This window comes from Sphingobium sp. GW456-12-10-14-TSB1 (assembly GCF_059424385.1).
This window is the reverse complement of record NZ_JBWKZI010000001.1, coordinates 1948695-1970889: the sequence shown is the minus strand read 5'-3', so window position 1 is coordinate 1970889 and position 22195 is coordinate 1948695. Positions and strand designations below refer to the sequence as shown.

Sequence of the window (22195 nt, the reverse complement as noted above, 5' to 3'; positions counted from 1 at the left end):
CCCTGAGCTTGCCGAAGGGTTGAAAAGGACAAGGCTTCGACAGGCTCAGCCCGAACGGCGGCTGGCAGGCTATGTCAATGACCTTACTTGAACAGGCTGCCCAAAATTCCGCGCACCAGCCGACCCGCAATCCCGCCGCTCGACGATTTGCGGCTCGATCCGCCGAACACCGCGCGGCCCAGTTCGTTGGCGACCTGCCGCCCGACCGATGAGCCAGCCGCGCGCGTCGCCGACTGGATCGCCTTGTCCAGCGCGGACGGCTTGGCCGCCTCGCGCGCGGCAGCGGCGTCGGCGCGGGCCTGCGCCTTGATCTCCTGTTCGCGCTGCTTGGCCTCCGCCTTGGCCTGCACGGCGGCGGTCCGCTCGGCTTCGTCCTGCGCCTTCTTCGCGGCGGCGGCGGCAGCGGCGGCATTGCCGCGCGCGGCCAGTATCTCCTCCGCCGATTCGCGGTCGATCGCCTCGTCATATTTGCCCGCAACCGGGGAAATCGACTGGATGATCGCCCGCTCCTTGGGGCTTACCGGGCCAAGCCGCGATCGCGGCGGCGCGATCAGCGTGCGCTGAACGATGCCGGGCGATCCATCCTCCTGCAACAGCGACACCAGCGCCTCGCCGACCTTCAATTCGGTAATCGCCGTCTCGACATTCAGGTCGGGATTGATGCGGAACGTCTCTGCCGCCGCCTTGATCGCGCGCTGGTCGCGCGGCGTGAAGGCGCGCAGCGCGTGCTGTACCCGGTTGCCCAATTGCCCGGCGACATCCTCTGGTATGTCTATCGGGTTCTGGGTCACGAAATAGACGCCCACGCCCTTGGACCGGATCAGCCGCACCACCTGCTCGATCTTGTCGGTCAGTGCCTTGGGCGCATCGTCGAACAGCAGATGCGCCTCGTCGAAGAAGAAGACCAGCACCGGCTTGTCCGGGTCGCCCACTTCGGGCAGCGTCTCGAACAATTCGCTCAGCAGCCACAACAGGAACGTCGCATAGAGTTTCGGGCTCTGCATCAGCTTGTCGGCGGCCAATATGTTCACATAACCGCGCCCTTGCTCATCCACCTTGATCATGTCGTGGATGTCGAGCGCTGGTTCGCCAAAGAAATGCGCGCCGCCCTGGCTTTCGAGCTGGAGCAATTGCCGCTGGATCGCGCCGACGCTGGCCTTGGTGACATTGCCATAACGCGCCGACAGCGTGTCGGCATTTTCCGCGCAAAAGCTGAGCATCGCCTGCAAATCGCCCAGGTCCAGCAGCAGCAGCCCTTCCTCGTCGGCATATTTGAACGCGATCGACAGCACGCCTTCTTGCGTTTCATTAAGGCCCATCAGCCGCGCCAGCAGCAACGGCCCCATTTCGCTGATGGTCGTGCGGATCGGATGGCCCTGTTCGCCATACAGATCCCAGAAGATCGCCGGATTGTCGGCATAGCTATAATCGGAAAGGCCGATCTCGGCCGCCCGCGCGACCAGCTTGTCGGCATTTTTGGCCGTCGGGGAACCGGCCATGGCGATGCCTGACAGGTCGCCCTTCACGTCGGACAGGAACACCGGCACGCCCAGCGCGGAAAAACTCTCGGCAATGCCCTGCAACGTCACCGTCTTGCCAGTGCCCGTCGCCCCGGCGATCAGGCCATGGCGATTGGCCCGGCGCAGGTTGAGCAACTGGCGGACGCCGCCATCCTTGTCCGGCGCGCCAAGACCAATGAAAATGCCGTCGCTCATCCCCGTTCCTTCCCCATAAAAAAGCCGTCATTCCCGCCTGCGCGGGAATGACGGAAACATTTTCACTATCCTCCAGCCGTCAAGGAAAGAGGAATGTTCATAAGGCGCTTATTTATCGCGCAGACGCACCGGCAGGAAAATCGGCTGCTGGCCGCGGCGCAACACCTGGAGCAGGATGGCGTTGCGGTTCTGCGCCGCCACCGCTTTCACTTGCGCGTCCAGTTCGGCCTGGCTGGTGATCGGGCGATTATTCGCGCTGATGATCACGTCGCCACGCCGCAGCCCCTTGGCCCCGGCATCGGTCGATCCGTCAACGGCAGTAATCACCACGCCGCGCGTATCGGCGGCCACGCCCAGCTGACGAATGATGCCGGGCGTCAGCGGGATCGCCGAAATGCCCAGCGACTGCTGCGCTGCCTGGCCCGGATTGGAATCCTGCTGGCTGAAATCCTCATCCTGCTGCGGGGCGAAGCTGGACAGCTCCTCTTCCGACGGACGTTCGCCCACAACGGCGGTCACCGTCTGGCGCTGGCCATTGCGCATCAGGACGATCGGCACCTTGCTGCCGATCGGCTGGTTGGCGACGATGGAGGACAGGTTCTGGTCCGGGTTAACTTCCTGACCATTGACCGACACGATGACGTCGCCCGCCTTGATCCCGGCCTTGTCTGCGCCCTTGCCCGGCTCGACGCCCTGGACGAATTCGCCGCGATTCTTGGCCAGGCCCAGCGAATCGGCCAGATCCTCGCCCAGCGGGCTGATCTGGACGCCCAGATAGCCGCGCTTGACGCTCTGGCCCTGGCGCAGGGTCGCGACGATCGGCGCGGCCTGTTCGGACGGAATGGCAAAGCCGATGCCGACATTGCCGCCCGACGGCGACAGGATCTGGCTGTTGATGCCGATCACATTGCCGCGCATGTCGAACATCGGGCCGCCGCTATTGCCCTGGTTGATCGACGCATCGGTCTGGATGAACTTCTCGTAACCGCCTCCCGTGCTGCGATGCACGGCGGAGATGATGCCAGCCGTCACCGTGCCCGACAGGGCGAAGGGGTTGCCGATCGCAACCACCCAATCGCCGACCCGCGCCTTGGTGCTGTCGCCGAACTTGACGAAGGGCAGGGGCTTTTTCGCGTCGATCTTCAGCACCGCCAGGTCGGTCGCGGGATCGCGGCCCACCAGCTTGGCGGTATATTCTTCCTTGTTGGTCAGCGTGACCGTGATCGAATCGACGGTCGCGCCTTCCGCGCCTGCCGACACGACGTGGTTGTTGGTGACGATATAGCCATCAGCCGAAATCAGGAAACCCGAACCCAGCGACTGGGCCTGCCGGGTCTGGGGGCGTCCGCCCGGCGCCTGGCCGAACAGGTCGCCAAAGGGGGTGCCGGCAAAGGGATTTTGCACCGCGACCCGCTGCTTGGTCGAAATATTGACGACCGCCGGTTGCAGCTTTTCGACCATATCAGCCAGGCTCGCGGGCGCGCCCGCCGGGGCAGCAGCCTGCAATCCTTCATTCTGCGCGGTCTGCGCCCCGACATTGGGGGACGTGATGGCAATGGCGGTGCCGCCCAGCAACAGGGCGCCGGTAATGGCATAAGCGTAACGCACTCGTGACGGTCCTCTCATGATCTTCAGGAAATGGAAGGCGGGACTCTCAAACAGAGAGCCGGTCATGCGCCGCCTTGCCTTAACCCTCATTGAATGATGCTGGTTCCGAAATGATCCGCAGCATCGGTGAACCCTTATTTGCGTCCCTGAAACTGTTGCAGAAACTCGTTATTGGGCGACAGGATGATATTGGTCTGTCCGGTCCGGTCGGGTGAGAAAGTATAGCGATAGCTCTGCATCGCCCGATAGAAATCATAGAAGGACGGGTCTTTGCCGAAACTTTCGGCATAGATGCGCGCGGCATTGGCGTCCGCCTCGGCGCGGATGATCTGCGCCTGCTTGGCACCCTGCGCCCGGATCGTCAGCGCTTCCTGCTCGCGCGCGGTGCGCATCCGCGTAAAGGCGCTTTCCAGCGGCGTGCCGTCGGGCAGGTCGGCGCGCTTGATCCGCACGTCGACAATCTCGGCCCCATATTGGCGCGCGACCCGGTCCAGCCCGGCCTCGATATTCTGCATCACCTGGCCGCGTTCGGGGCTGAGCAGCGCGGCGAAAGGCCGCTTGCCCAGTTCGTTGCGCAACGCGGAACCCAGGATCGGGCGCAGCGCGTCCGACACCCGTTCCTCATTGCCAGCGGCAATATACATGCGCAGCGGATCGACGATGCGATACCGGGCAAAGGCATCCACCTGCAAGCGCAGCTGGTCGGTGGACAGCACCTGCTGTCGCTCCATCTCGACCGAAAGCACCCGCTTGTCGATCCACACGATCTGGTCGATGAACGGCCAGCGCCAGATAATGCCAGCGCCGGTATTCCCGAACGTCTCGTTGGGCTGATAGCGGTTGATGATGTCCTTGGGATCGCCAAAGCGCACGATCACGCCCTGCCGGGTTTCCGGTACGATCGTCACCGTGCTGCCGACCAGGATCAGCAGGAACAGCGCGATCAGCGCAATCGCGATGGGTTGGCGCAATATGCCCCGCATCACTGGCCTCCCGTGCTGGCGGCAGAGCCGGTGGCCGGGGTCGCCTGCGCGCGGCGCTTGATTTCAGGCAATGGCAGATAGGGAGTCACATTGCCGCCTTCGACGATGGTCTTGTCGACGTTCGACAACACGCCCTCCATGGTTTCATAATACATGCGGCGGCGGGTCACGTCGGGCGACAGGCGATATTGTTCATAGACCTTGTCGAACGACGCGGCCTCGCCCTGCGCCTTGGCCGTCACCTGCTGGGCGGCGGCGCGCGCTTCGTTCAGATAGGTTTGCGCGGTCTGCTGCGCTGCCGACACGGCCTTGAACGCATCGTTCACCGCGCTTGGCGGATCGGCCTGCTTGATCGCGACGCCCTGAATGCGGATGCCCGAACGATAACCGTCCAATATTTCCTGCATCCGCTGCTCGACCTGCTGCTCGATCGCGGTGCGCCCAGCGCCCAGCGCATCGTCCAGGCTGACGCTCGCCAGCACGGCCCGCATCGCGCTTTCGGCGACTTCGCGCACGGCTGCGTCCGGGTCCGACAACTGGAACAGATAGAGTTCGGGGTTGCGGATGTTCCAGCGCACGGAATAGGCCAGATCGATGATATTCTGGTCGCCCGTCAGCACCAGATTCTCGCTTTCCGCGCTGGTCGATCCGACGTCGATGGTGCGGATTTCCTCCACATCCACGATCGACACCGTCTCGAACGGCGCAGGCAGGGTCAGGCTGATGCCCGGCGACAGGGTGCGGCTATATTTGCCAAGCAGGGTGACGACGCCCCGTTCCTGCGGGCCGACGCGATGAAAGCTGGTCAGCACCAGCCATAATATCACCAGCAGCGCGATCGCGGCGGGCCACAACGCCTTGCCATTGGCACGCGGGGGCAGGCCGCCAAAGCCGCCGCCACCGCCGCCCTGGCCAAAGCTTTCGCGACCACGGCGCAGCAATTCGTCGATGGCCGACGGGCCTTTCTGGCCGGTGGGTCGATTGGGCTGGGTCCATGGGTTGCGCGGGCCGCCGTCGCCGCCCGACCCCTTACCGTCATTGCCGTCCGGCCCGTCGCTCTTACCGCCCCAAGGCCCTTGAGCCATGCTCATGATGCCGGGCATCCACCCGAAAATTCTTTTCATGGCCCTTCTATAGGAAGGCTTATCCACGAAAAACAGTGCCAATGGCTGCGATTATTTCCTACAGGGCGTCGCCATGACCGATATCGCCGATTTTACCGCCCGCCTGACCGCCCTGACCGATGGCCGCGCCAGCGCCCCGCGCGTCAGGGACGGCGTCATGACCCTTGCGCTCGACGTGGGCGGGCTTGGCCCCGACCAGCGGGACGCGATCCTTGCCGCGATCCGCGAGGGCGGGCTGACCGTGCCGGGCGTCACGGACGTCCGCATCGCCCAGACCGCCGAGCGCCGCCCGCTGCGTATCATCGCGGTGGCATCGGGCAAGGGCGGGGTGGGCAAATCCACCCTGTCGGCCAATCTGGCGGTGGCGCTGCATCGGCTGGGCCACAAGGTCGGTCTCGTCGACGCCGACATTTACGGCCCGTCCCAGGCGCGTCTGATGGGCAGCGAGGACCAGAAGCCCCAGGCGCGCGAAAAAAAGCTGATCCCCGTCACCGGCGTTGCGGGTATTCCGATGCTGTCGATGGCGCATCTGGTCGAACCGGGCAAGGCGCTGGCATGGCGCGGGCCGATGGTGGGCAATGCCCTGTCGCAACTGATCGACGCCGACTGGGGCGACACGCAATTGCTGGTGGTGGACATGCCGCCCGGCACTGGCGACATTCAATTGACCATGGTGCAAAAGCATAAGCCGGCGGGCGCGGTCATCGTGTCCACGCCGCAGGATCTGGCCCTGATCGACGCGACCCGCGCCGTCAGCCTGTTCGCGCAGGTCGGGGTGCCGATGATCGGCCTTGTCGAAAATATGGCGGGCTATGCCTGTCCCCATTGCGGCGAAATTTCCGACCCGTTCGGGCAGGGCGGGGCGGAAGCGGCGGCGAGCGAAATGGACATGCCCTTTCTGGGCCGCGTCCCGCTCGCCATCGACATCCGCCGCCAGTCGGACGCGGGCGATCCCCCGGCCGCTGGCGAAGGCATTCATGCCGACGCCTTCCGCACCATTGCGCAGAGGGTGGCCGACTGGCTCGGCCGCACGGTTTGACTGTCCTACAGCGGGGCCAGGCTGTATGATCGGACTGGCATTGCGATAGGATCAGGCGCGCGCAACATTATGTCGCATTTGCCGGGAAATATGCGAAGCTAAGCGATAATCCTCCGTCCCCGGGAACGCCCCTGCCGCCTGCTTCGTCATAGCCGCAAAGGAGAATAGCCATGCCGCTGACCGCCCCTCAGGATATTGCCGACCTGCTCAACGCAACCCGCACCATCGCCCTGGTCGGCATATCCGACCGGCCCGACCGCGCCAGCAATCATGTCATGCAAGTCCTTCAGGACCATGGCTATCGCGTCCTGCCGGTCAACCCGCAGATTGCGGGCGAGCATGTTCATGGCGAATTTGTCTGGGCGCGCCTGTCGGACATTGGCGTGCCGATCGACATGGTCGACATCTTCCGCAACAGCGCGGCTGCTGGCGAAGTCGTGGACGAAGCCTTCGCCGCCGGGGCCAAAGCGGTCTGGATGCAGTTGGGTGTCATCAATGAAGCCGCCGCCGCCCGCGCCGAAGCCGCTGGGCTGAAGGTCGTGATGGACCATTGCCCGGCGATCGAAATCCCGCGCCTGGGCATCGCGCCGATCGCGGCGGAATAACGCTTTCCAGCCTGCGCTGCCCTCTCTATCAGGCGGCTATGGCGCGCTTCCCGCGAAAGAAAACAGGCCCGATCAAGGGCATTGACCGGCGCACGCTGCTGGTCGGCGGCGGCGCGGCGGCCGGGCTGCTCATCGCCTGGGCTGCCTGGCCGCGCCGCTATGCCCCTAACCTCAATGCCGCGCCCGGCGAAACGATCATCAATGCCTTCCTGAAGATCGATCGGTCGGGCCAGATCATCGTCATCGTGCCGCAGACCGAAACGGGGCAGGGCGTCACCACCCTCCTGCCCCAGATCGTCGCGGACGAACTGGGCGCGGACTGGCGCACCGTCGCGGTGCAAAGCGCGCCGGTCAGCCCTCTCTACGCCAACAGCCTGCTGGCCCGCGAATGGCTGGCGAATGACTGGACCCGGTTGCTGGGCGACGCGGGGGATTGGGCGCTGGGCCAATATGCCACCCGCAACGCGCTGATGCTGACGGGCGGCGGCACCTCCGTCCCGATGTTCCACGACGCCTGCCGCGACGCCGGGGCCGCTGCCCGCATCCTGTTGTGCAAGGCGGCGGCGGCGAACTGGGACATCCCCTGGGAAAGCTGCGACATCCAGAACGGCCTCATATCCGATGGCGGCGACCGGCGGATGAAGATCGGCGATGTGGTCGAACAGGCGGTCGGCTTCGACCTGCCCGCCATCCTGCCGCTGCGGCAGGGGCAGGACGGGCGCCTGTCGGGACAGGATCTGCCCCGGCTCGATACCCCGTCAAAGATTGACGGCAGCCATAATTTCGCCGCCGACATCCGCCTGCCCGACATGGTCTATGCCTCGATCCGGCAGGGGCCGATCGGCGACGCGATCCTTGCCGGGCTGGACGAACGGTCCGCCAGCGGCGTCACCGGCTTTATCAAGCTCATCCGTCAGGATCGCTGGCTGGCCGCCGTCGCCACCAACTGGTGGGCGGCGAACAAGGCGCTGGATCTGGCCGATCCCATATTCACCCTGCGCGGCACGCCGGTCAGCAGCGCAACCATCGACGACGCGCTGGAGGCCGCCTTTTCCGGCGCATCGGGCCGCCGCCTCTATGCGCAGGGCGACCTGCTGCCGGTGTTCGAAGGCGCGACGATCCTGGCCAGCGAATATCAGGTCGACGCCGGGTTGCATCTCGCTCTCGAACCGCTTTGCGCCACCGCTCGTGTTAGCGATGACGGCGCGGAAGTCTGGCTGGCGACCCAGGCGCCCGGCCTTGCCCGCGCCGCCATCGCCGATGCGCTGGGCCTGCCCGAAACCGCCGTCGCCCTCTATCCGCTCCATGCCGGCGGCAGCTTCGGGCGCAAGATGGATTGGGACGCCGGGGTTCAGGCCGCGCTGATCGCCCGCGATTTGGGTCGCCCGGTACAACTGCTCTGGTCGCGGCTGGAAGATGTGATTCAGGATCGCCCCGCTGCGCCAGCCCATGCCCGCATGGCGGCAAAGCTTGGCCGCAACGGCGCGATAGAAGGCTGGCTGGCCAAGGTTGCGGCCCCCTGCGCCATGACGCAGACCTGGGCGCGCATTGCCGATGGCGCGCCGCCGCACGAAGCGGCCGCTGCATCGGCGGACAAGGCCAGCCGTCTGGCTGTCGCGGGCATGGTGCCGCCCTATGCCATCCCCAACTGGGCGGTGGATCATTATCCTTGCGATGTCGGCCTTCCGCTCGGCTTCACCCGCAGCAACGCGCATCTGCACAGCGCCTTCTTCACCGAAAGCTTCGTGGACGAACTCGCCCATCTGGCGGGGATGGAGGCCATGTCCTTCCGCATCCAGATGCTGGGCGGCAACCCGCGCCTCGCCCATTGCCTTTCCACCGCTGCGGCCATGGGCGGATGGCAGGGCGGCATCGCGGGCAGCGGGCAGGGGATCGCCACCCATATGATGAACGGCGCCTATGCCGCCGTGATGGTGGAGGCCGCCGTGCGCGGCAACCGGCTGAGCGTGGGCCGCATCATCGCCGCCGTCGATGTCGGTGATCAGGTCAATCCCGACATTGCCCGGCAACAGATAGAAGGCGGGCTGATCTATGGCCTTGCCTATGCCATGGGCGCATCCGTCCCCTATGAACGGGGCCTGCCGACCCGCGCGATACTGGGCCGCATGAACCTGCCGCGCCTTTCCGACATTGGCGAGGTGACGGTGGAACTGATCCGCAGCACCGCGCCGCCCGCTGGCGTGACGGATCTTGCCGCGCCGCTGGTCGCGCCTGCCATCGCCAACGCCCTGTACACATGGACAGGTCAGCGTTTGCGCAGCCTGCCGCTACTGGGAACGACATGACCCTGCCACCGGACCATCCCGCCATCCCCGCGCCCAAAGTCGGCGTCCTCCTCATCAATCTCGGCACGCCCGACGCCCCCGACGCGAAATCGGTGCGGCGCTATCTCGCCCAATTCCTGTCCGACCGCCGCGTGGTGGAAATCCCGCCCTTGATCTGGCAACCGATCCTGCGCGGCGTCATCCTCACGACCCGGCCCAAAAAATCCGCCCATGCCTACAGCCAGGTCTGGACCGATCAGGGATCGCCGCTCGCCTTCCACACCCGCGATACCGCCCATGCGATGCAGGCGGCGATGGGTGAGGGCGTGGTCGTCGACTGGGCGATGCGCTACGGCAATCCGTCGATCGCCTCGCGTCTTGCCGCCATGAAATCGGCCGGATGCGATCGCATTCTGCTCGGCCCGCTCTATCCGCAATATAGCGGCGCGACCACCGCGACCGCCAACGACGCCGCCTTTGCCGCGCTCCGGGCCATGCGCTGGCAACCGGCCATCCGCACCCTGCCGCCCTATCATGACGACCCGGCCTATATCGCCGCGCTCAAAATCTCGATCGAAGACAGCATCGCAAAACTCGACTTCTCCCCCGACGCCTTGCTCGCCAGCTTCCATGGCATGCCCGAACGCACCCTGCATCTGGGCGATCCCTATCATTGCCAGTCGGTCAAGACCGTCCGCCTGCTGCGCGAAGCCCTTTCGCTGCCCGTGCATATGAGCTTTCAGTCGCGTTTCGGGCGGGCCAAATGGCTGGAGCCGGAGACCGAATCCACCCTCGCCAAATTGGTACAGGACGGTGTCCGAAACATTGCTGTGGCAACACCGGGATTTTCGGCGGATTGCCTTGAAACTCTAGAGGAAATCGCCCTGCGCGCGAAAGAGGTTTTTTTGTCCGTAGGGGGTGAAAATTTTGCCTATTTGCCCTGTCTAAACGCGTCTGCCCCGGCTATCACTTTGTATCAGAGGCTGTTGGGCCGTGAGCTTTCGGGCTGGATAAACCAGGCCGGTTAAGTAGGGAAGGATGCGCATATGTCGAGAGTAGCGATCGTGACGGGCGGGACACGCGGCATTGGCGAGGCGATCAGCCTGGCGCTGCGTGACATGGGCTATACTGTGGCCGCCAATTATGCCGGCAATGAAGCCAAGGCGCAGGCCTTTACCGAAGCCACCGGCATCGCAGCCTTCAAATGGGACGTCGGCGATCATCAGGCCTGCCTGGATGGCTGCGCGGCGGTAACTGATGCACTTGGGCCGATCGATATCGTCGTCAACAATGCAGGCATCACCCGCGACGGCGTGCTGGCCAAGATGAGCTTTGACGACTGGAATGAAGTCATGCGCATCAATCTGGGCGGTTGCTTCAACATGGCCAAGGCGACCTTTGCCGGCATGCGTGAGCGCGGCTGGGGCCGGATCGTCAATATCGGGTCGATCAACGGGCAGGCGGGCCAATATGGCCAGGTCAATTATGCCGCCGCCAAATCGGGCATCCACGGCTTTACCAAGGCGCTGGCGCAGGAAGGGGCGAAAGTCGGCGTGACCGTCAACGCCATCGCGCCGGGCTATATCGACACGGACATGGTTGCCGCGGTGCCGCCTGCCGTGCTGGAAAAGATCGTGGCGAAAATCCCGGTCGGACGTCTGGGCCAGGCGCATGAAATCGCGCGCGGCGTCGCCTTCTTCTGCAGTGAGGATGGCGGCTTTGTGACCGGCAGCACGCTGTCGATCAATGGCGGCCAGCACATGTATTGATGATGACGGGCGACGCCTCGGATGGGCCGGATGATGGTCCCTTGGCGTCGCCCTTTGCCCCGCCGGTCAAGCGCAGCGTGACCATTGCCGGGCACCAGACCGCGATCAGTCTGGAACCCATATTCTGGGACGCCTTGCGCGATCATGCGCAGCGCGACGGCCTACCGCTCAACGCCCTTATCGCCCGCATAGACCTGGCCCGCATGGGCGCGCCTGATCCGCCCAATCTGGCGAGCGCGATCCGTTGCTGGCTGTTCGCGCGGGCGATTTGCGACAAAGATAATAATTATTCGCAATAGCGTTGACTCTGAGAAAGGTTCGCAATAGCAGCATCCCAACTTCAAAGGGGATTTGCTGCATATGTCCAACTCACTGTCACGCTCGTCCTTCCTGGCCCTTGGCTGCGTCAGCGCCATGGCCTTCGCGACGGGCGCCCACGCCCAGGAAGCGCCCGCCCCAAAGCTGGGCGGCATGACCGTCACCGACACGGCGATCGATGAATCCCAGGTCAAGGTCGAGAAGGCGGAATCACCCAAATATGTCCGCCCGCTGCTAGACACGCCCCAGACGATCACGGTGATCGGCAACCAGACAATTCAGAAGCAAAATCTGCTGACGCTGCGCGACGTTCTGTCCACCATTCCGGGCATCACCTTTGGCGCCGGCGAAGGTGGCGGCGGCTACGGCGACAGTATCAACCTGCGTGGTCAGAGCGCCAATACCGACATCAGCATCGATGGCGTCCGCGACAGCGCGCAATATAGCCGCACCGATCCCTTCAATGTCGAACAGATCGAAGTCACCAACGGCTCCAACTCCGTATTTGGCGGTTCCGGTGCGATCGGCGGCAATATCAACATCGTGACCAAGCGGCCCAAGGGCTATGACGAAACGCTGGTTCAGGCAGGCGTCGGCACGTCCGACTATTATCGGGCGACCATCGACAGCAATGTCCGCGCGTCCGATTTCATCGCCGTGCGCCTGAACGCCATGTATCATGAAAATGACGTGCCGGCCCGCAATGTCGATCGCTACAAGCGCTGGGGCGTCGCGCCGTCGGTCAAGCTTGGCGTCGATGGCCCGACCTCGCTGACATTGCTCTACACGCATCAGGAAGACAAGAATACGCCGCTCTACGGCGTGCCTTATTACAAGAACGCGCTCTATGACGGCATCCTCCCCGGCGCGCGCTATAGCGGCTATTATGGCTACAGGAATCTGGATCGTCAGGATCAGACGATTGATCAGGCGACCGCCATCTTCGACCATCGTTTCAGTGATCTCCTGGCCGTTCGCAACCTGTCGCGCTGGCAGCGGGTCGAACAGAAGCTGATCGTCAATCCGCCACAGGGCACCTATTGCCTTGCCAACGGCCAGACCCAGACCGGCGTGGCCTGCGCTGCGGGACAGGTGCCCGGCACCTATTATCCCAGCGGCCCGCGCGGCGGATTCCGCAACTCCGTCAACGACACGCTCTATAACCAGCTCGATCTGACCTTCACCATTCCCGGCGGCCATTCGCTCGTGCTCGGCACGTCGATGCTGCAGGAAGACTATGCGCTGGATAACGGCAACGTCCTGCGCAATGCTGGCGGCGCGCTGCCCAACCCGGTGCTCGATCCGATCAGCATCAGCAATCCAAACGCCATCTATACCGGCCCTGTCAACGCGATCCGTTCCGGTCATCAGGATGGCGACCTGTTCAACATCGCGGCCTATGCTTTCGCCGCGGTCAAGATCGTCGATCAGCTCGAAATCAACGGCGGCGTCCGCTACGAACATAATCGCGCCCGCTTCCGTGCGGATACGATTGCCACACCGGCAGCAGGTGGCGCCTATACCACTGGCCGGTCGCAGAACGCGACCGACAACCTCTTCTCCTACCGTATCGGGCTGGTCTACAAACCGGCGGAAAATGCCAGCCTTTACGTCGCTTACGGGAACAGCAAGAACCCCACGGCAACGACCGTCCGTGCTGGCTGCGGGCTGGCGGCGGAGGCCAACCTGTTCAACGACCCATGCGAGGCAAAGCCCGAACAGGCCGTCAATTACGAGGTTGGCGGCAAGATCGACCTGTTCGATGCAAAGCTGCAACTGACCGCCGCGGTGTTCCGCAACGAACGGACCAATTACCGCGTCGCCAGCAACGATCCGCTAATCGGGAACCTGCCGGTCAACGACGGCCGCAACCGGGTGAACGGCATCACCTTGGGCGCAACCGGGAACATCACCGACGCCTGGACGATCTTCGCCAACTACACCTATCTCGACACCAAGGTGATCCAGAGCATTTCGGACTATCAGAAATCGCAGGGCGTGGTGGATACCCAGGCGGGTAATCCGATGACCAACAATCCGAAACATTCGGGCAGCCTGTTCACCACCTATACGCTGCCCTTCGGCCTCGAACTTGGCTATGGCCTGACCTATCAGGGCAGCTGGTATCTCTCGAACATCACTGGCGCGACGATGTACAAGTCGGACGATTATCTGGTCCATCGCGCGATGTTGTCCTACCCCATCACGGAAAAGCTGAGCGCGCAGCTCAATGTCCAGAACTTCACCAACGAAAAATATTATACCAGCATCCGCAACAATGGCTGGGCCAATCCCGGCGAAGGCCGTTCGTGGGTGCTGACGCTGGGTTATAAATTGTAAACTCCGTTCCCCCGGCATTTGTCCCTTGCCGGGGGCGAGCGGGCGGGCGGCGATACACTCCATCCTCCTCGGGTCGCCGCCCGTCCGCCAATAAGTAAATAACGCAATTGATTCGCATTATGGTTCGCGTTATCGAGATAGGCATCGGATCAAGGGAAGGAAGGCGCTGCCATGCTCCATGCTGCAAGTCGGCCAGCCGACGATTTCCCGACCGACCTGTCGCATGATTTTGATCGCCCGTCCGCCATCGGCCTTGCCCGATCGCAACCGGAGGAACGGCCAGCGCCCGGTCGCTATGGCGCAGGCTCGCGCCCCAATATTCCGGTCATCGCGGCCATCCTGATCTTCCATGTCCTGCTGATCGCCGCGCTGGTCCAGGTCCGCAGCCATGTCCAGCGGATGCAGGAAGCCAAGCTGACGGTGGTCAATCTTTCGCCACCCCCGCCACCGCCGTCCGCCGAAACACCGCCACCGCCGCCGTCGACTCCGGAAATCGTGACGCCGCCGCCGATCGTTCAGACGCCGGTGCCGCCGGTCCAGACTGTGCAGACCACGCCCGATCCGGTGCCGGTGCCCACGCCCCAACGCGCTGTCGTGGCCGTGCCCACTCCATCACCGGCTGCCGTTTCGCCAGCCCCGCCCAGCCTGATCCAGGGCGGTGACCTGAGCGCCCAGATGATCGCGGGCAAGCCGCCGCGCTATCCCATCGAAAGCCGTCGCAAGCGGGAGCAAGGGACGGTCGTGCTGACCCTGACACTTGGGATCGACGGCGCGGTCGACAGCATCGCCATATCGCAGAGCAGCGGCTTTGCCCGGCTGGACGAAGCGGCGCGCGACGCGGTGCGCAAATGGCGCTGGTCGCCGGTCGTCCGCAACGGTCAACCGATGCGGGTCAAGGGCGTGGTCGAAATTCCCTTCGTCCTGCGCAGCGAAGCAGCCTGAAACGCGGCCCCAGTCATGCTCATTGCCATTCCCGACCTGATCGACGCCGCTGGTGTCGCCGCGATCCGCGCCCTGATCGACGGCGCGGAATGGGTGGACGGTAACGTCACGTCCGGCCCGCAATCCGCTTTGGCCAAGCATAATCTGCAATTGCCGGAAGACGCGCCCGCCGCCAAGCAGGCCGGGCAGATGGTGCTCGATGCGCTGGGCCGATCGCCCCTGTTCATAGCTGCCGCGCTGCCGCTCAAGATTTTCCCGCCCTTGTTCAACAGCTATGCGGGCGGGCAGGCGTTCGGCGTCCATGTCGACAATGCGGTGCGCATTCAGGCCGGGACCGGCTTTCGCGTCCGGTCCGACCTGTCGATGACTGTCTTTCTGGAAGAGCCGGACGCCTATGATGGCGGCGAACTGACGATCGAAACCAATTTCGGGGTGCAGAGCGTCAAGCTGCCTGCGGGCCACGCCGTCCTCTATCCTTCATCGTCGCTGCACCGGGTCGAGCCGGTCACGCGCGGGCGGCGCGTGGCCAGCTTCTTCTGGCTCCAGTCGATGATCCGTGACGATGCCGCGCGGCAAATCCTGTTCGATCTGGATCGCAGCGTACAGGAACTGGGCGGGACGCTTGGGCAGGAGCATGGGGAGGTGATCCGCCTGACCGGCGTTTATCACAATCTGCTGCGCCGCTGGGCCGAAAGCTGACGCTTAATTGCCGTCCGCGTCGACGGTGAATATCATCGGCTTGCCGCGCGATGCAGGCTCCCATCCCGCCAGCAAGGCGGCGCGGATGCCCCTGGTGACAATGGCGTCGTTGATCTGGAGGCGGCCGCGCTGCAAGCCTTTGAGCAGGCGTTTGGGCGGCGGAAATTCCAGCACCGCGCCGCGCTGGCAATCCTGCTGTGACAGGGCGATGGTCATGCCCTTCCAGCCCTCGGCATCGCTCCATTGCGGCTCGCGCCGGAGTTCCCATTCATATATGTCGCCATCGACGGAGACGGTTCCGGAAAGATTGTGCATGGGCGTCCGCATAGCAGCCTTGGCGTCAGGCACCACCCTTCATTCCAGCATCCTGGTGAGCGCGGGGGTCATATATTCCTGCGCGCCATCGTCTGTCCGCAGCACCAGCCGGGCGGGCAGGGCGTGGCGCGTGGCCAACGCCATGCCCTGCGCCGGGCCCATAACGGTGATCGTAGTGGCCCATGCGTCCGCCAGCATCGCATGTTCATGCAATACCGTAACGGATGCCACCCCCTGGGGGATCGGGGCGCCACGCGCCGGGTCGATACTGTGCGACAGGCGCGCATCGCCTTCCATGCGGAAGCGGCGATAGTCGCCCGATGTCGCGACCGAGAGGCCACATAGCGCGATGCGCAGCACGGGTATCGCCAGACCCGGCGGAGGCTCCACATCGACCCACCAGGGCTGCATGTCGGGCTTCACGCCGTCGCCGCGCAACTCGCCGCCGATTTCGATGAGGAAATTGGCGACCCCCAATGCCCGCAACCCAGCCGCCATGGCATCGACCGCAAAACCCTTGGCAATGCCGGAAAAATCAAGCGCGACATGGGCGATGCGGCGGGCCTCGTCGCCATCCAGTTCGATCGCCTGCCATGGCGCGCTATCGATCAAGGGGGCGGGGCGCGGACGGGCGGCGGGACCAAAGCCCCATTGATCAACCAGCGCGCCGATCGCCGGATCGAAGGCGCCGTTCGACAGCCGCGCCATGCCCAGCCCGGCCCGCAGCACCGTCAGCATGTCCGGCGGCAGGGTCATCCAATCGCCCACCGGCGTTCGGTTGAACCGGCTGATCGCGGAGTCTGCCTCCCAATTGCTCATCTGGTCGATGATGCGGGCCAGACCATCCTCGATCGCGGCCTGGCAATTGGCGGGCGGATCGACCAGCATGGCGGACCAGCTGGTCCCCATGGTCGGTCCGCCCAACGTCACGATACGGCCCGCCCGCGCTCGCCCGGCAAGCTGGTCGGGCGACAGGTCGGGCGGGATCGCGGTTCGGACTGCGTGGGTCAGGGCGCCAGCACTTCCAGCGTGCTGACATAGGATGCCCGCCGCTGCGGCGGACCGGCGGGGCGCGCAGGCGCAGGCGATGCGCCCGGTGCGCCGGCACCAGGGCCGCCGGGGCCATCACCCTCGCGCCCGCCACCGACACTGGCATTCAGCCAGTACATGCCCGGCTGCGGCCATGTGATCGCGACCTTGCCATCCTGATCGGCGACCAGGTCCATCTGGCCCAGCGCATCGCGATAACGGATGCCGCCGGGGATAACGGTGACCTTCAGGCCTGCCGCCGGCTTGCCGTCGAGCAGAAACTGGAAGCTGGCGGTTTCGCCCGACACCAGATCGTTGGGATGGGTCACGGGCACCAGTTCGATGCCCGATCCGGTCGGCTTGAACACCCCGGTGGTGGGCGCGCCCAGCGTCACGAAAATCTCGTTGCGATTGGACGCTTCAGCGACCTGCACGTCGGTCGCGCCCGCCGGAATGACACTGGCCAGCTTGTCCTTGGTCGTGCCGCGCGGCAGCCGTTCCTGCTTGCCGTTCAGCCTATAGCTGCCCATCATATTGGTCGACACGCTGCCGATGCGGTAGGTGCCCGGCTGGGTCAGATGCACGTCGAAGGTCGACCGATATTTGCCGGTCGCGGCATTTTCGATCTTCCCGATGCTGCCGTCCGGCTGGGTTACGACGATGCCGTCGGTCCGCATCGGCACATGCTCGAAATAGAAAAGATCGTTGGACACGGCAGCATCGACCGTCACCCAGCTTTCGCTGCCCGACAGGGTGGTCGAGGATGGCATCATCCACTGGCGGTGCGCCTGCGCCGCGGCGGGGAGCATAAGGGCGGCCAAGGCGCCCGCGATCATCAGTCTGGCTTTCATCATCTTATCCCCTATTTGCCGAAATTCAGGGCGACGGTGCCCAGTTCCGCATTGCCCTGCGCCTTGACGGTGCTGCCGGGCTTTGCCGGCCAGGCGAAGGGCAGGCGGACGACTTCGCGACCACCCACTTCGCGTGCCGCTTCCACGATCAGCGTGTAATTGCCGGGGCTGAGCGCGCCGAGCGGACCCTTGCCCGCGACAAAAGCGATCTTGTTGTCGCCGGGTGCGCGGGTTGCACCCGTCACGCCATCGGCTGGAAAGCTCATCGTCCGCCCCGAAGCGCGCCACCATTGCCGCACGTCGCGCAGCCATTTGGTGCCTTCCCCCTTTTTCATGTCATAATCATACCAGACCGACAGGGTGCGCGGCGTCGCCCCCTGTTTTTCGATCCAGATCGCGACATAGGGGCGGTGATATTCAGCCACCGACAGGCGCGGTATGCCGACCGAGAGGTTCAGCGTCTGCGCGGTGGCTGGCGCTGCAATCGTGCCTAGCGCGGCGGTGCCGGTCAGCAGCAGGCGATGGCTGATCTGCATGAAAATTCCCCTTAATGGATGAAGATGATGGCCAGCACTGCCGGCAGGGCCAGGCCGATGGCGACGAGCGGCCAGGTGCTGGGGCGCTTCTTCGCGTGCAACTGGAGCAGCAGCAGTCCGGTCAGCGCGAACAGGAAACAGGCGACCGAGAAAATGTCGATAAACCATTTCCACACCGTGCCGGTATTGCGGCCCTTGTGCAGATCATTGAGATAGCTGACCCAGCCCCGGCTGGTTGCTTCGCTGGTCACCGTCCCGTCGTTCCGGTCGATCGAGACCCATCCATCGCCGCCGGGGCGGGGCAACGCGAGATAGATTTCGTCGGCAGACCATTCCGCCTCGCCACCGCCGCGCTGCCCGGTCGTCTTTTCAACCCAGGCCGCGACCGGCGCAGGCAGCGGCTTTTTGGCATCGGGCGCATCATCTGGCGCAATCAGCTTGCGCAGATCGGTGGGCAAAGTCGCACTTTTCTCGATCGTCTGGGGCGATCCTTCGACATCGGCGGCATGGTTGAGCGTGATGCCGGTGAAAGCGAAAAGCAGCAGCCCGATCAGGCTGATCGCCGAACTGATCCAGTGCCAGCTATGCAGCTGCTTGAGCCAGAAGGATTTGGCGGACTTCTTCTTCTGCTGCTGCTTAAGGCGGGCGGTTCCGTGCATCGGATGGGTGACTGGTCCTGCGAGGATGGATGTCGACCGCATACCGCGAACGATTCGCAATTGCAAATGAGTCGCAGGAAGAATTTTGTATCAAAATGTATGGTGAGTGGCGGGGGACTGCTTAGCCTTCGCCGTTCGGTTCCACCAGCGCAATGTCCATGTCAGCGAGCGCCAGCCGCAGCAATTCGGCCATGCCCGCCCGCGCCGCTGCCGTGTCGCGCGCGGCGATCGCCTGAAACACGGCGCGGTGATCGGGCAGGGGATCGCGCGGCAACAATTTCTTGCGATGCTTGAAGGTCGTGGTCCAGCTCACCGCTGCGCCTACGGAACTGGCCAGCGCCTCCAGCGCGTCATTGCGGGTCGCGGCCAGGATCATATTGTGGAAGCGCTGATCAGCAGCGCGGCCTTCCGGGGTGGAAAGGCCATAGCGCCCCATATCGTCGAGCGCCGTTTCCATCACCGCCAGTTGCTCGTCGGTGCGGCGGCGTGCGGCAAATTCCGCTGCGGCTGGTTCGATCACGCCGCGCAGTTCGAACAGGTCGCGGATGAACCGAGAATCCGGTTCGCCCGCGAACATCCAGGCGAGCATTTCGGGGTCCAGCACATTCCAGCGATTGCGCGGCAGGACGCGGGTACCGGCCTTGGGGCGGCTTTCCAGCATTCCCTTGGCGATCAGGATGCGGACCGCCTCGCGATAGGCGGTGCGCGAAACGCCCAGGCGGTCGGACGCCTCAATCTCGCCTTCGAACAATTCGCCGGGCTGGTAGCGGCCAGTCAGGATAGCGGTGCCCAGATCGCGCGCGATCGTCTGGTGGATACGCAGCCCGCTCTCTTCCGATCCGACCTTGCGCCCGCTAGCCACTATATTCTCTCCCGTTTCAGTCCTCGAATATCGCCGTAGGACAATGCCGTCCACAAAGGAAGGCATCAGCTACCAGCCGCAGCGGCACGATGTCAGCATCAATCGTGCGCGTGGCGACCAAATCGACGAACCGGCGATACATGGCGGGATATTCCTCGTCCGGGGCTTTCATCTGAACTTCCCCGTCCAACCGCAGCATATTGCCGCCTTCGGACAGAAGCAGGCTGCCATTATCGGTATCGACCGCAATGTCCCATGTCTGCGGCCCGGTTTGCCGCCAGTCGAACACAGTGTCGATCGGGGCGCCCGATGCGGTCGCCATCGCCAGCGTCGCGCCGATGGGAGCGTCCTTGTTGGATGGCACTTCCAGGCTGGCTGACAGCAGGGTGACGGGTTCGGGCACGATTTCGGTCAGGATCGACAGCGCATTGATGCTTGGATCGAACACGCCGAAGCCGCCGGCCTCCCATATCCAGGGTTGGCCGGGATGCCAGTGACGGACATCTTCGCGCCACTGGATCGAAATGCGCTCTATCCTGCGCTGCGCTATCCACGCCTTCGCCTGCGCCACGGCGGCGGCATAGCGGCTGTGCCAACTGGCATAGAGGGTGACATTCTGCGCCTTGGCCAGCGCGATCAGCGCCTCCACTTCGGACACGGTCGCGCCCGGTGGCTTTTCCAGAAACACATGCTTGCCCGCCAGCAGCGCCTGCCGCGCGGCATGATAGCGGGCCTGGGGCGGCTGGCACAGGATGACAGCGTCCAGATCCGGCTCGCCCGCCAGCATCGCGCCGAGGTCGGGATAATTATGCACCCCGTCCCCTTGCGCGTTGCGGCTGGCGATGGCGACCAGATCGATGCCAGCCGTCCTGGCCATTGCGGGCAGGTGCTGGTCGCGCGCGATTTTGCCCAGCCCCACCAGACCTGCCCTGATAGTCATGCCGCGACCACCAGCTTGCCGTCGATCCGGCGATTGAGGCCGAGCGGATTGGACGCCTGCAAGGCCGCGGGCAGCAGCGCGTCCGGCACGTCCTGATAGCAGACAGGCCGCAGGAAACGCATCATCGCCAGCGTGCCGACCGATGTGGAGCGGCCATCGGCGGTCGATGGGAAGGGGCCGCCATGGACCATGGCATGGGTCACTTCGACGCCGGTGGGCCAGCCATTGGTCAGGATACGCCCAACCTTGCGCGACAGCACGGGCAGGAGCCGGGCTGCGTCGGCGCTGTCCGCGTCCGTCAGTTGCAGCGTTGCGGTCAACTGGCCTTCAAGGCCCGCGATCGTGGCGATGACTTCATCGATGCTGCTGCACCGGATCAGCACCGACGAAGACCCGAACACTTCTTCCGCCAGCAGCGGGTTCGCGCCGAAGGTCGCCGAATCGGTTGCAAAGAAAGCGGCCTTGCCGCGATTGCAGCCTTCCGCTTCCGTGCCGCGCGCGATGGTGGTGACGCCCTCCGCGCTTTCCAGAGCTGCAACGCCCTTTTCATAGGCGTCGTAGATGCCGGGGGTCAGCATGACCTGCGGCGCAGCACCGGACAAGGCTTCCGCCGCCGCCGCAACGAATGTGTCGAGGTCCGGCCCGTCCAGCGCGATGACCAGTCCGGGGTTGGTGCAGAACTGCCCCGACCCCATGGTCAGCGACCCGACAAAGGCCGTCCCCATCGCCGCGGCCCGGTCGGCCAGCGCACCGGGCAGCAGGACGACGGGATTGATCGAGGACATTTCGGCATAGACCGGGATCGGCTCCGCCCGTTCGGCCGCGATCTTCATCAGCGCGACACCGCCGCCGCGCGATCCGGTGAAGCCCACCGCCTTGACGCGCGGATCGGCAACCAGCGCGCCGCCCAGCGCCCGGTTGTTGCCGGGCAGGTAGGAAAACACGCCTTCATGCAGGCCGCACGCCTTGACCGCCGCCTGGATGGCGCGGGCGACCAGCTCGCCCGTGCCGGGATGGGCGCTATGCCCCTTCACGATGACAGGCGACCCTGCGGCGAAGGCCGAAGCGGTGTCACCGCCCGCGACCGAGAAGGCGAGCGGGAAGTTGGACGCGCCGAACACCGCGACCGGGCCGACCGAATGGTTGACGCGGCGCAGGTCCGCACGCGGCAGCGGCGCACGGTCGGGCATGGCGGGGTCGATCGTTGCGTCAAGCCAGTCACCCAGCCGCACATAGCTGGCGAACAGGCGCAACTGGCCTACGGTGCGGCCGCGCTCGCCTTCCAGCCGCGCCCGCGGCAGGCCGGATTCGGCCATCGCGGTTTCGATCAGCAGGTCGCCAATGGCGACGATCTGGTCAGCGACGGTTTCCAGGAAAGTGGCGCGGGCGTCGGGGGCCAGCGTCGAAAAACTGTCAAACGCCGCGTCGGCAAGCGCGGCGGCTTCCGCGACATCGTCCGGCATGGCGCTGGAAAAGGCGACGCTGCCCTTTTCGCCGGTGGCCGGGTGGATCGCATGGAATGGATCGCCGCCCTGACGCTCGCCTGCACCGACGAGAATGGCTCCGTTGAACATAA

21 protein-coding genes are annotated in these 22195 nt (G+C 64.6%); 9 read left to right on the top strand and 12 right to left on the bottom strand.

The genetic code is table 11. The annotated features are described in order from the left end of the window. Nucleotides 1-83: 83 nt before the first annotated feature. The 4 genes from AC07X9_RS09590 to hflK form a co-directional block, all read right to left on the bottom strand. Nucleotides 84-1715 (bottom strand): helicase HerA-like domain-containing protein, encoded by a 1632-nt coding sequence (locus AC07X9_RS09590; protein ID WP_017182617.1) that lies wholly within the window; start codon nucleotides 1713-1715, stop codon nucleotides 84-86. Between the two features lie 108 nt (nucleotides 1716-1823). Then, nucleotides 1824-3323, bottom strand: coding sequence for a Do family serine endopeptidase (locus AC07X9_RS09585; RefSeq protein WP_017182618.1), 1500 nt, complete (start codon nucleotides 3321-3323; stop codon nucleotides 1824-1826). A 134-nt stretch (nucleotides 3324-3457) separates the two neighbouring features. Then, complete coding sequence (hflC, locus tag AC07X9_RS09580; RefSeq protein ID WP_017182619.1) at nucleotides 3458-4306, bottom strand: protease modulator HflC; 849 nt, start codon at nucleotides 4304-4306, stop codon at nucleotides 3458-3460. After that, nucleotides 4306-5430 (bottom strand): FtsH protease activity modulator HflK, encoded by a 1125-nt coding sequence (gene hflK, locus AC07X9_RS09575; RefSeq protein WP_174302219.1) that lies wholly within the window; start codon nucleotides 5428-5430, stop codon nucleotides 4306-4308. Before hflK ends, hflC begins: the two co-directional genes overlap by 1 nt. Nucleotides 5431-5503: 73 nt before the next feature. On the opposite strand from hflK, the gene AC07X9_RS09570 reads away from it, so the two are divergent. The 9 genes from AC07X9_RS09570 (at nucleotide 5504) to AC07X9_RS09530 (ending at nucleotide 15427) form a co-directional block, all read left to right on the top strand. Next, nucleotides 5504-6469, top strand: a complete 966-nt coding sequence (locus AC07X9_RS09570) for an Mrp/NBP35 family ATP-binding protein (protein WP_017182621.1) — start codon at nucleotides 5504-5506, stop codon at nucleotides 6467-6469. A gap of 170 nt (nucleotides 6470-6639) precedes the next feature. After that, nucleotides 6640-7074, top strand: coding sequence for a CoA-binding protein (locus tag AC07X9_RS09565; RefSeq protein WP_017182622.1), 435 nt, complete (start codon nucleotides 6640-6642; stop codon nucleotides 7072-7074). 38 nt (nucleotides 7075-7112) lie between these two features. Beyond that, nucleotides 7113-9380: a molybdopterin cofactor-binding domain-containing protein gene (locus tag AC07X9_RS09560; protein ID WP_086485754.1), complete on the top strand. Its 2268-nt coding sequence runs from the start codon at nucleotides 7113-7115 to the stop codon at nucleotides 9378-9380. Further along, nucleotides 9377-10387 carry a ferrochelatase gene (gene hemH / locus AC07X9_RS09555; RefSeq protein WP_017182624.1) on the top strand — a complete coding sequence of 337 codons (1011 nt, stop codon included), beginning with the start codon at nucleotides 9377-9379 and terminating at the stop codon, nucleotides 10385-10387. The genes AC07X9_RS09560 and hemH overlap by 4 nt, the downstream gene beginning before the upstream one ends. An 18-nt stretch (nucleotides 10388-10405) precedes the next feature. Continuing rightward, nucleotides 10406-11128, top strand: a complete 723-nt coding sequence (gene phbB / locus AC07X9_RS09550) for an acetoacetyl-CoA reductase (protein ID WP_017182625.1) — start codon at nucleotides 10406-10408, stop codon at nucleotides 11126-11128. Continuing rightward, a complete protein-coding gene (locus tag AC07X9_RS09545) occupies nucleotides 11128-11427 on the top strand; it encodes a ribbon-helix-helix domain-containing protein (RefSeq protein ID WP_017182626.1) in 300 nt (99 codons plus the stop codon). The genes phbB and AC07X9_RS09545 overlap by 1 nt, the downstream gene beginning before the upstream one ends. 61 nt (nucleotides 11428-11488) lie before the next feature. Further along, nucleotides 11489-13786, top strand: a complete 2298-nt coding sequence (locus AC07X9_RS09540) for a TonB-dependent receptor (protein ID WP_086485753.1) — start codon at nucleotides 11489-11491, stop codon at nucleotides 13784-13786. A 171-nt stretch (nucleotides 13787-13957) separates the two neighbouring features. Then, nucleotides 13958-14728: an energy transducer TonB gene (locus AC07X9_RS09535; protein WP_017182628.1), complete on the top strand. Its 771-nt coding sequence runs from the start codon at nucleotides 13958-13960 to the stop codon at nucleotides 14726-14728. A gap of 15 nt (nucleotides 14729-14743) precedes the next feature. Continuing rightward, nucleotides 14744-15427, top strand: coding sequence for a Fe2+-dependent dioxygenase (locus AC07X9_RS09530; protein WP_017182629.1), 684 nt, complete (start codon nucleotides 14744-14746; stop codon nucleotides 15425-15427). A 3-nt stretch (nucleotides 15428-15430) separates the two neighbouring features. On the opposite strand, the gene AC07X9_RS09525 is transcribed toward AC07X9_RS09530, so the two are convergent. From AC07X9_RS09525 to AC07X9_RS09490, 8 genes are all read right to left on the bottom strand, one after another. Then, nucleotides 15431-15754: a hypothetical protein gene (locus AC07X9_RS09525; protein WP_017182630.1), complete on the bottom strand. Its 324-nt coding sequence runs from the start codon at nucleotides 15752-15754 to the stop codon at nucleotides 15431-15433. 27 nt (nucleotides 15755-15781) lie between these two features. Next, nucleotides 15782-16651, bottom strand: coding sequence for an FAD:protein FMN transferase (locus AC07X9_RS09520; RefSeq protein WP_017182631.1), 870 nt, complete (start codon nucleotides 16649-16651; stop codon nucleotides 15782-15784). 98 nt (nucleotides 16652-16749) lie between these two features. Next, nucleotides 16750-17622: a DUF4198 domain-containing protein gene (locus tag AC07X9_RS09515; RefSeq protein ID WP_026002298.1), complete on the bottom strand. Its 873-nt coding sequence runs from the start codon at nucleotides 17620-17622 to the stop codon at nucleotides 16750-16752. 11 nt (nucleotides 17623-17633) lie between these two features. Beyond that, nucleotides 17634-18158: a DUF2271 domain-containing protein gene (locus tag AC07X9_RS09510; protein WP_017182633.1), complete on the bottom strand. Its 525-nt coding sequence runs from the start codon at nucleotides 18156-18158 to the stop codon at nucleotides 17634-17636. 11 nt (nucleotides 18159-18169) lie between these two features. After that, nucleotides 18170-18859: a PepSY-associated TM helix domain-containing protein gene (locus tag AC07X9_RS09505; RefSeq protein WP_017182634.1), complete on the bottom strand. Its 690-nt coding sequence runs from the start codon at nucleotides 18857-18859 to the stop codon at nucleotides 18170-18172. Between the two features lie 79 nt (nucleotides 18860-18938). Beyond that, the gene (locus AC07X9_RS09500; RefSeq protein WP_017182635.1) at nucleotides 18939-19679 is read right to left on the bottom strand and encodes a FadR/GntR family transcriptional regulator; all 741 of its coding nucleotides are present in this window, start codon (nucleotides 19677-19679) and stop codon (nucleotides 18939-18941) included. 16 nt (nucleotides 19680-19695) lie between these two features. Continuing rightward, nucleotides 19696-20619, bottom strand: a complete 924-nt coding sequence (locus AC07X9_RS09495; protein ID WP_017182636.1) for a Gfo/Idh/MocA family protein — start codon at nucleotides 20617-20619, stop codon at nucleotides 19696-19698. Further along, the gene (locus tag AC07X9_RS09490; RefSeq protein WP_017182637.1) at nucleotides 20616-22193 is read right to left on the bottom strand and encodes an aldehyde dehydrogenase (NADP(+)); all 1578 of its coding nucleotides are present in this window, start codon (nucleotides 22191-22193) and stop codon (nucleotides 20616-20618) included. The genes AC07X9_RS09495 and AC07X9_RS09490 overlap by 4 nt, the downstream gene beginning before the upstream one ends. Nucleotides 22194-22195 lie beyond the last annotated feature (2 nt).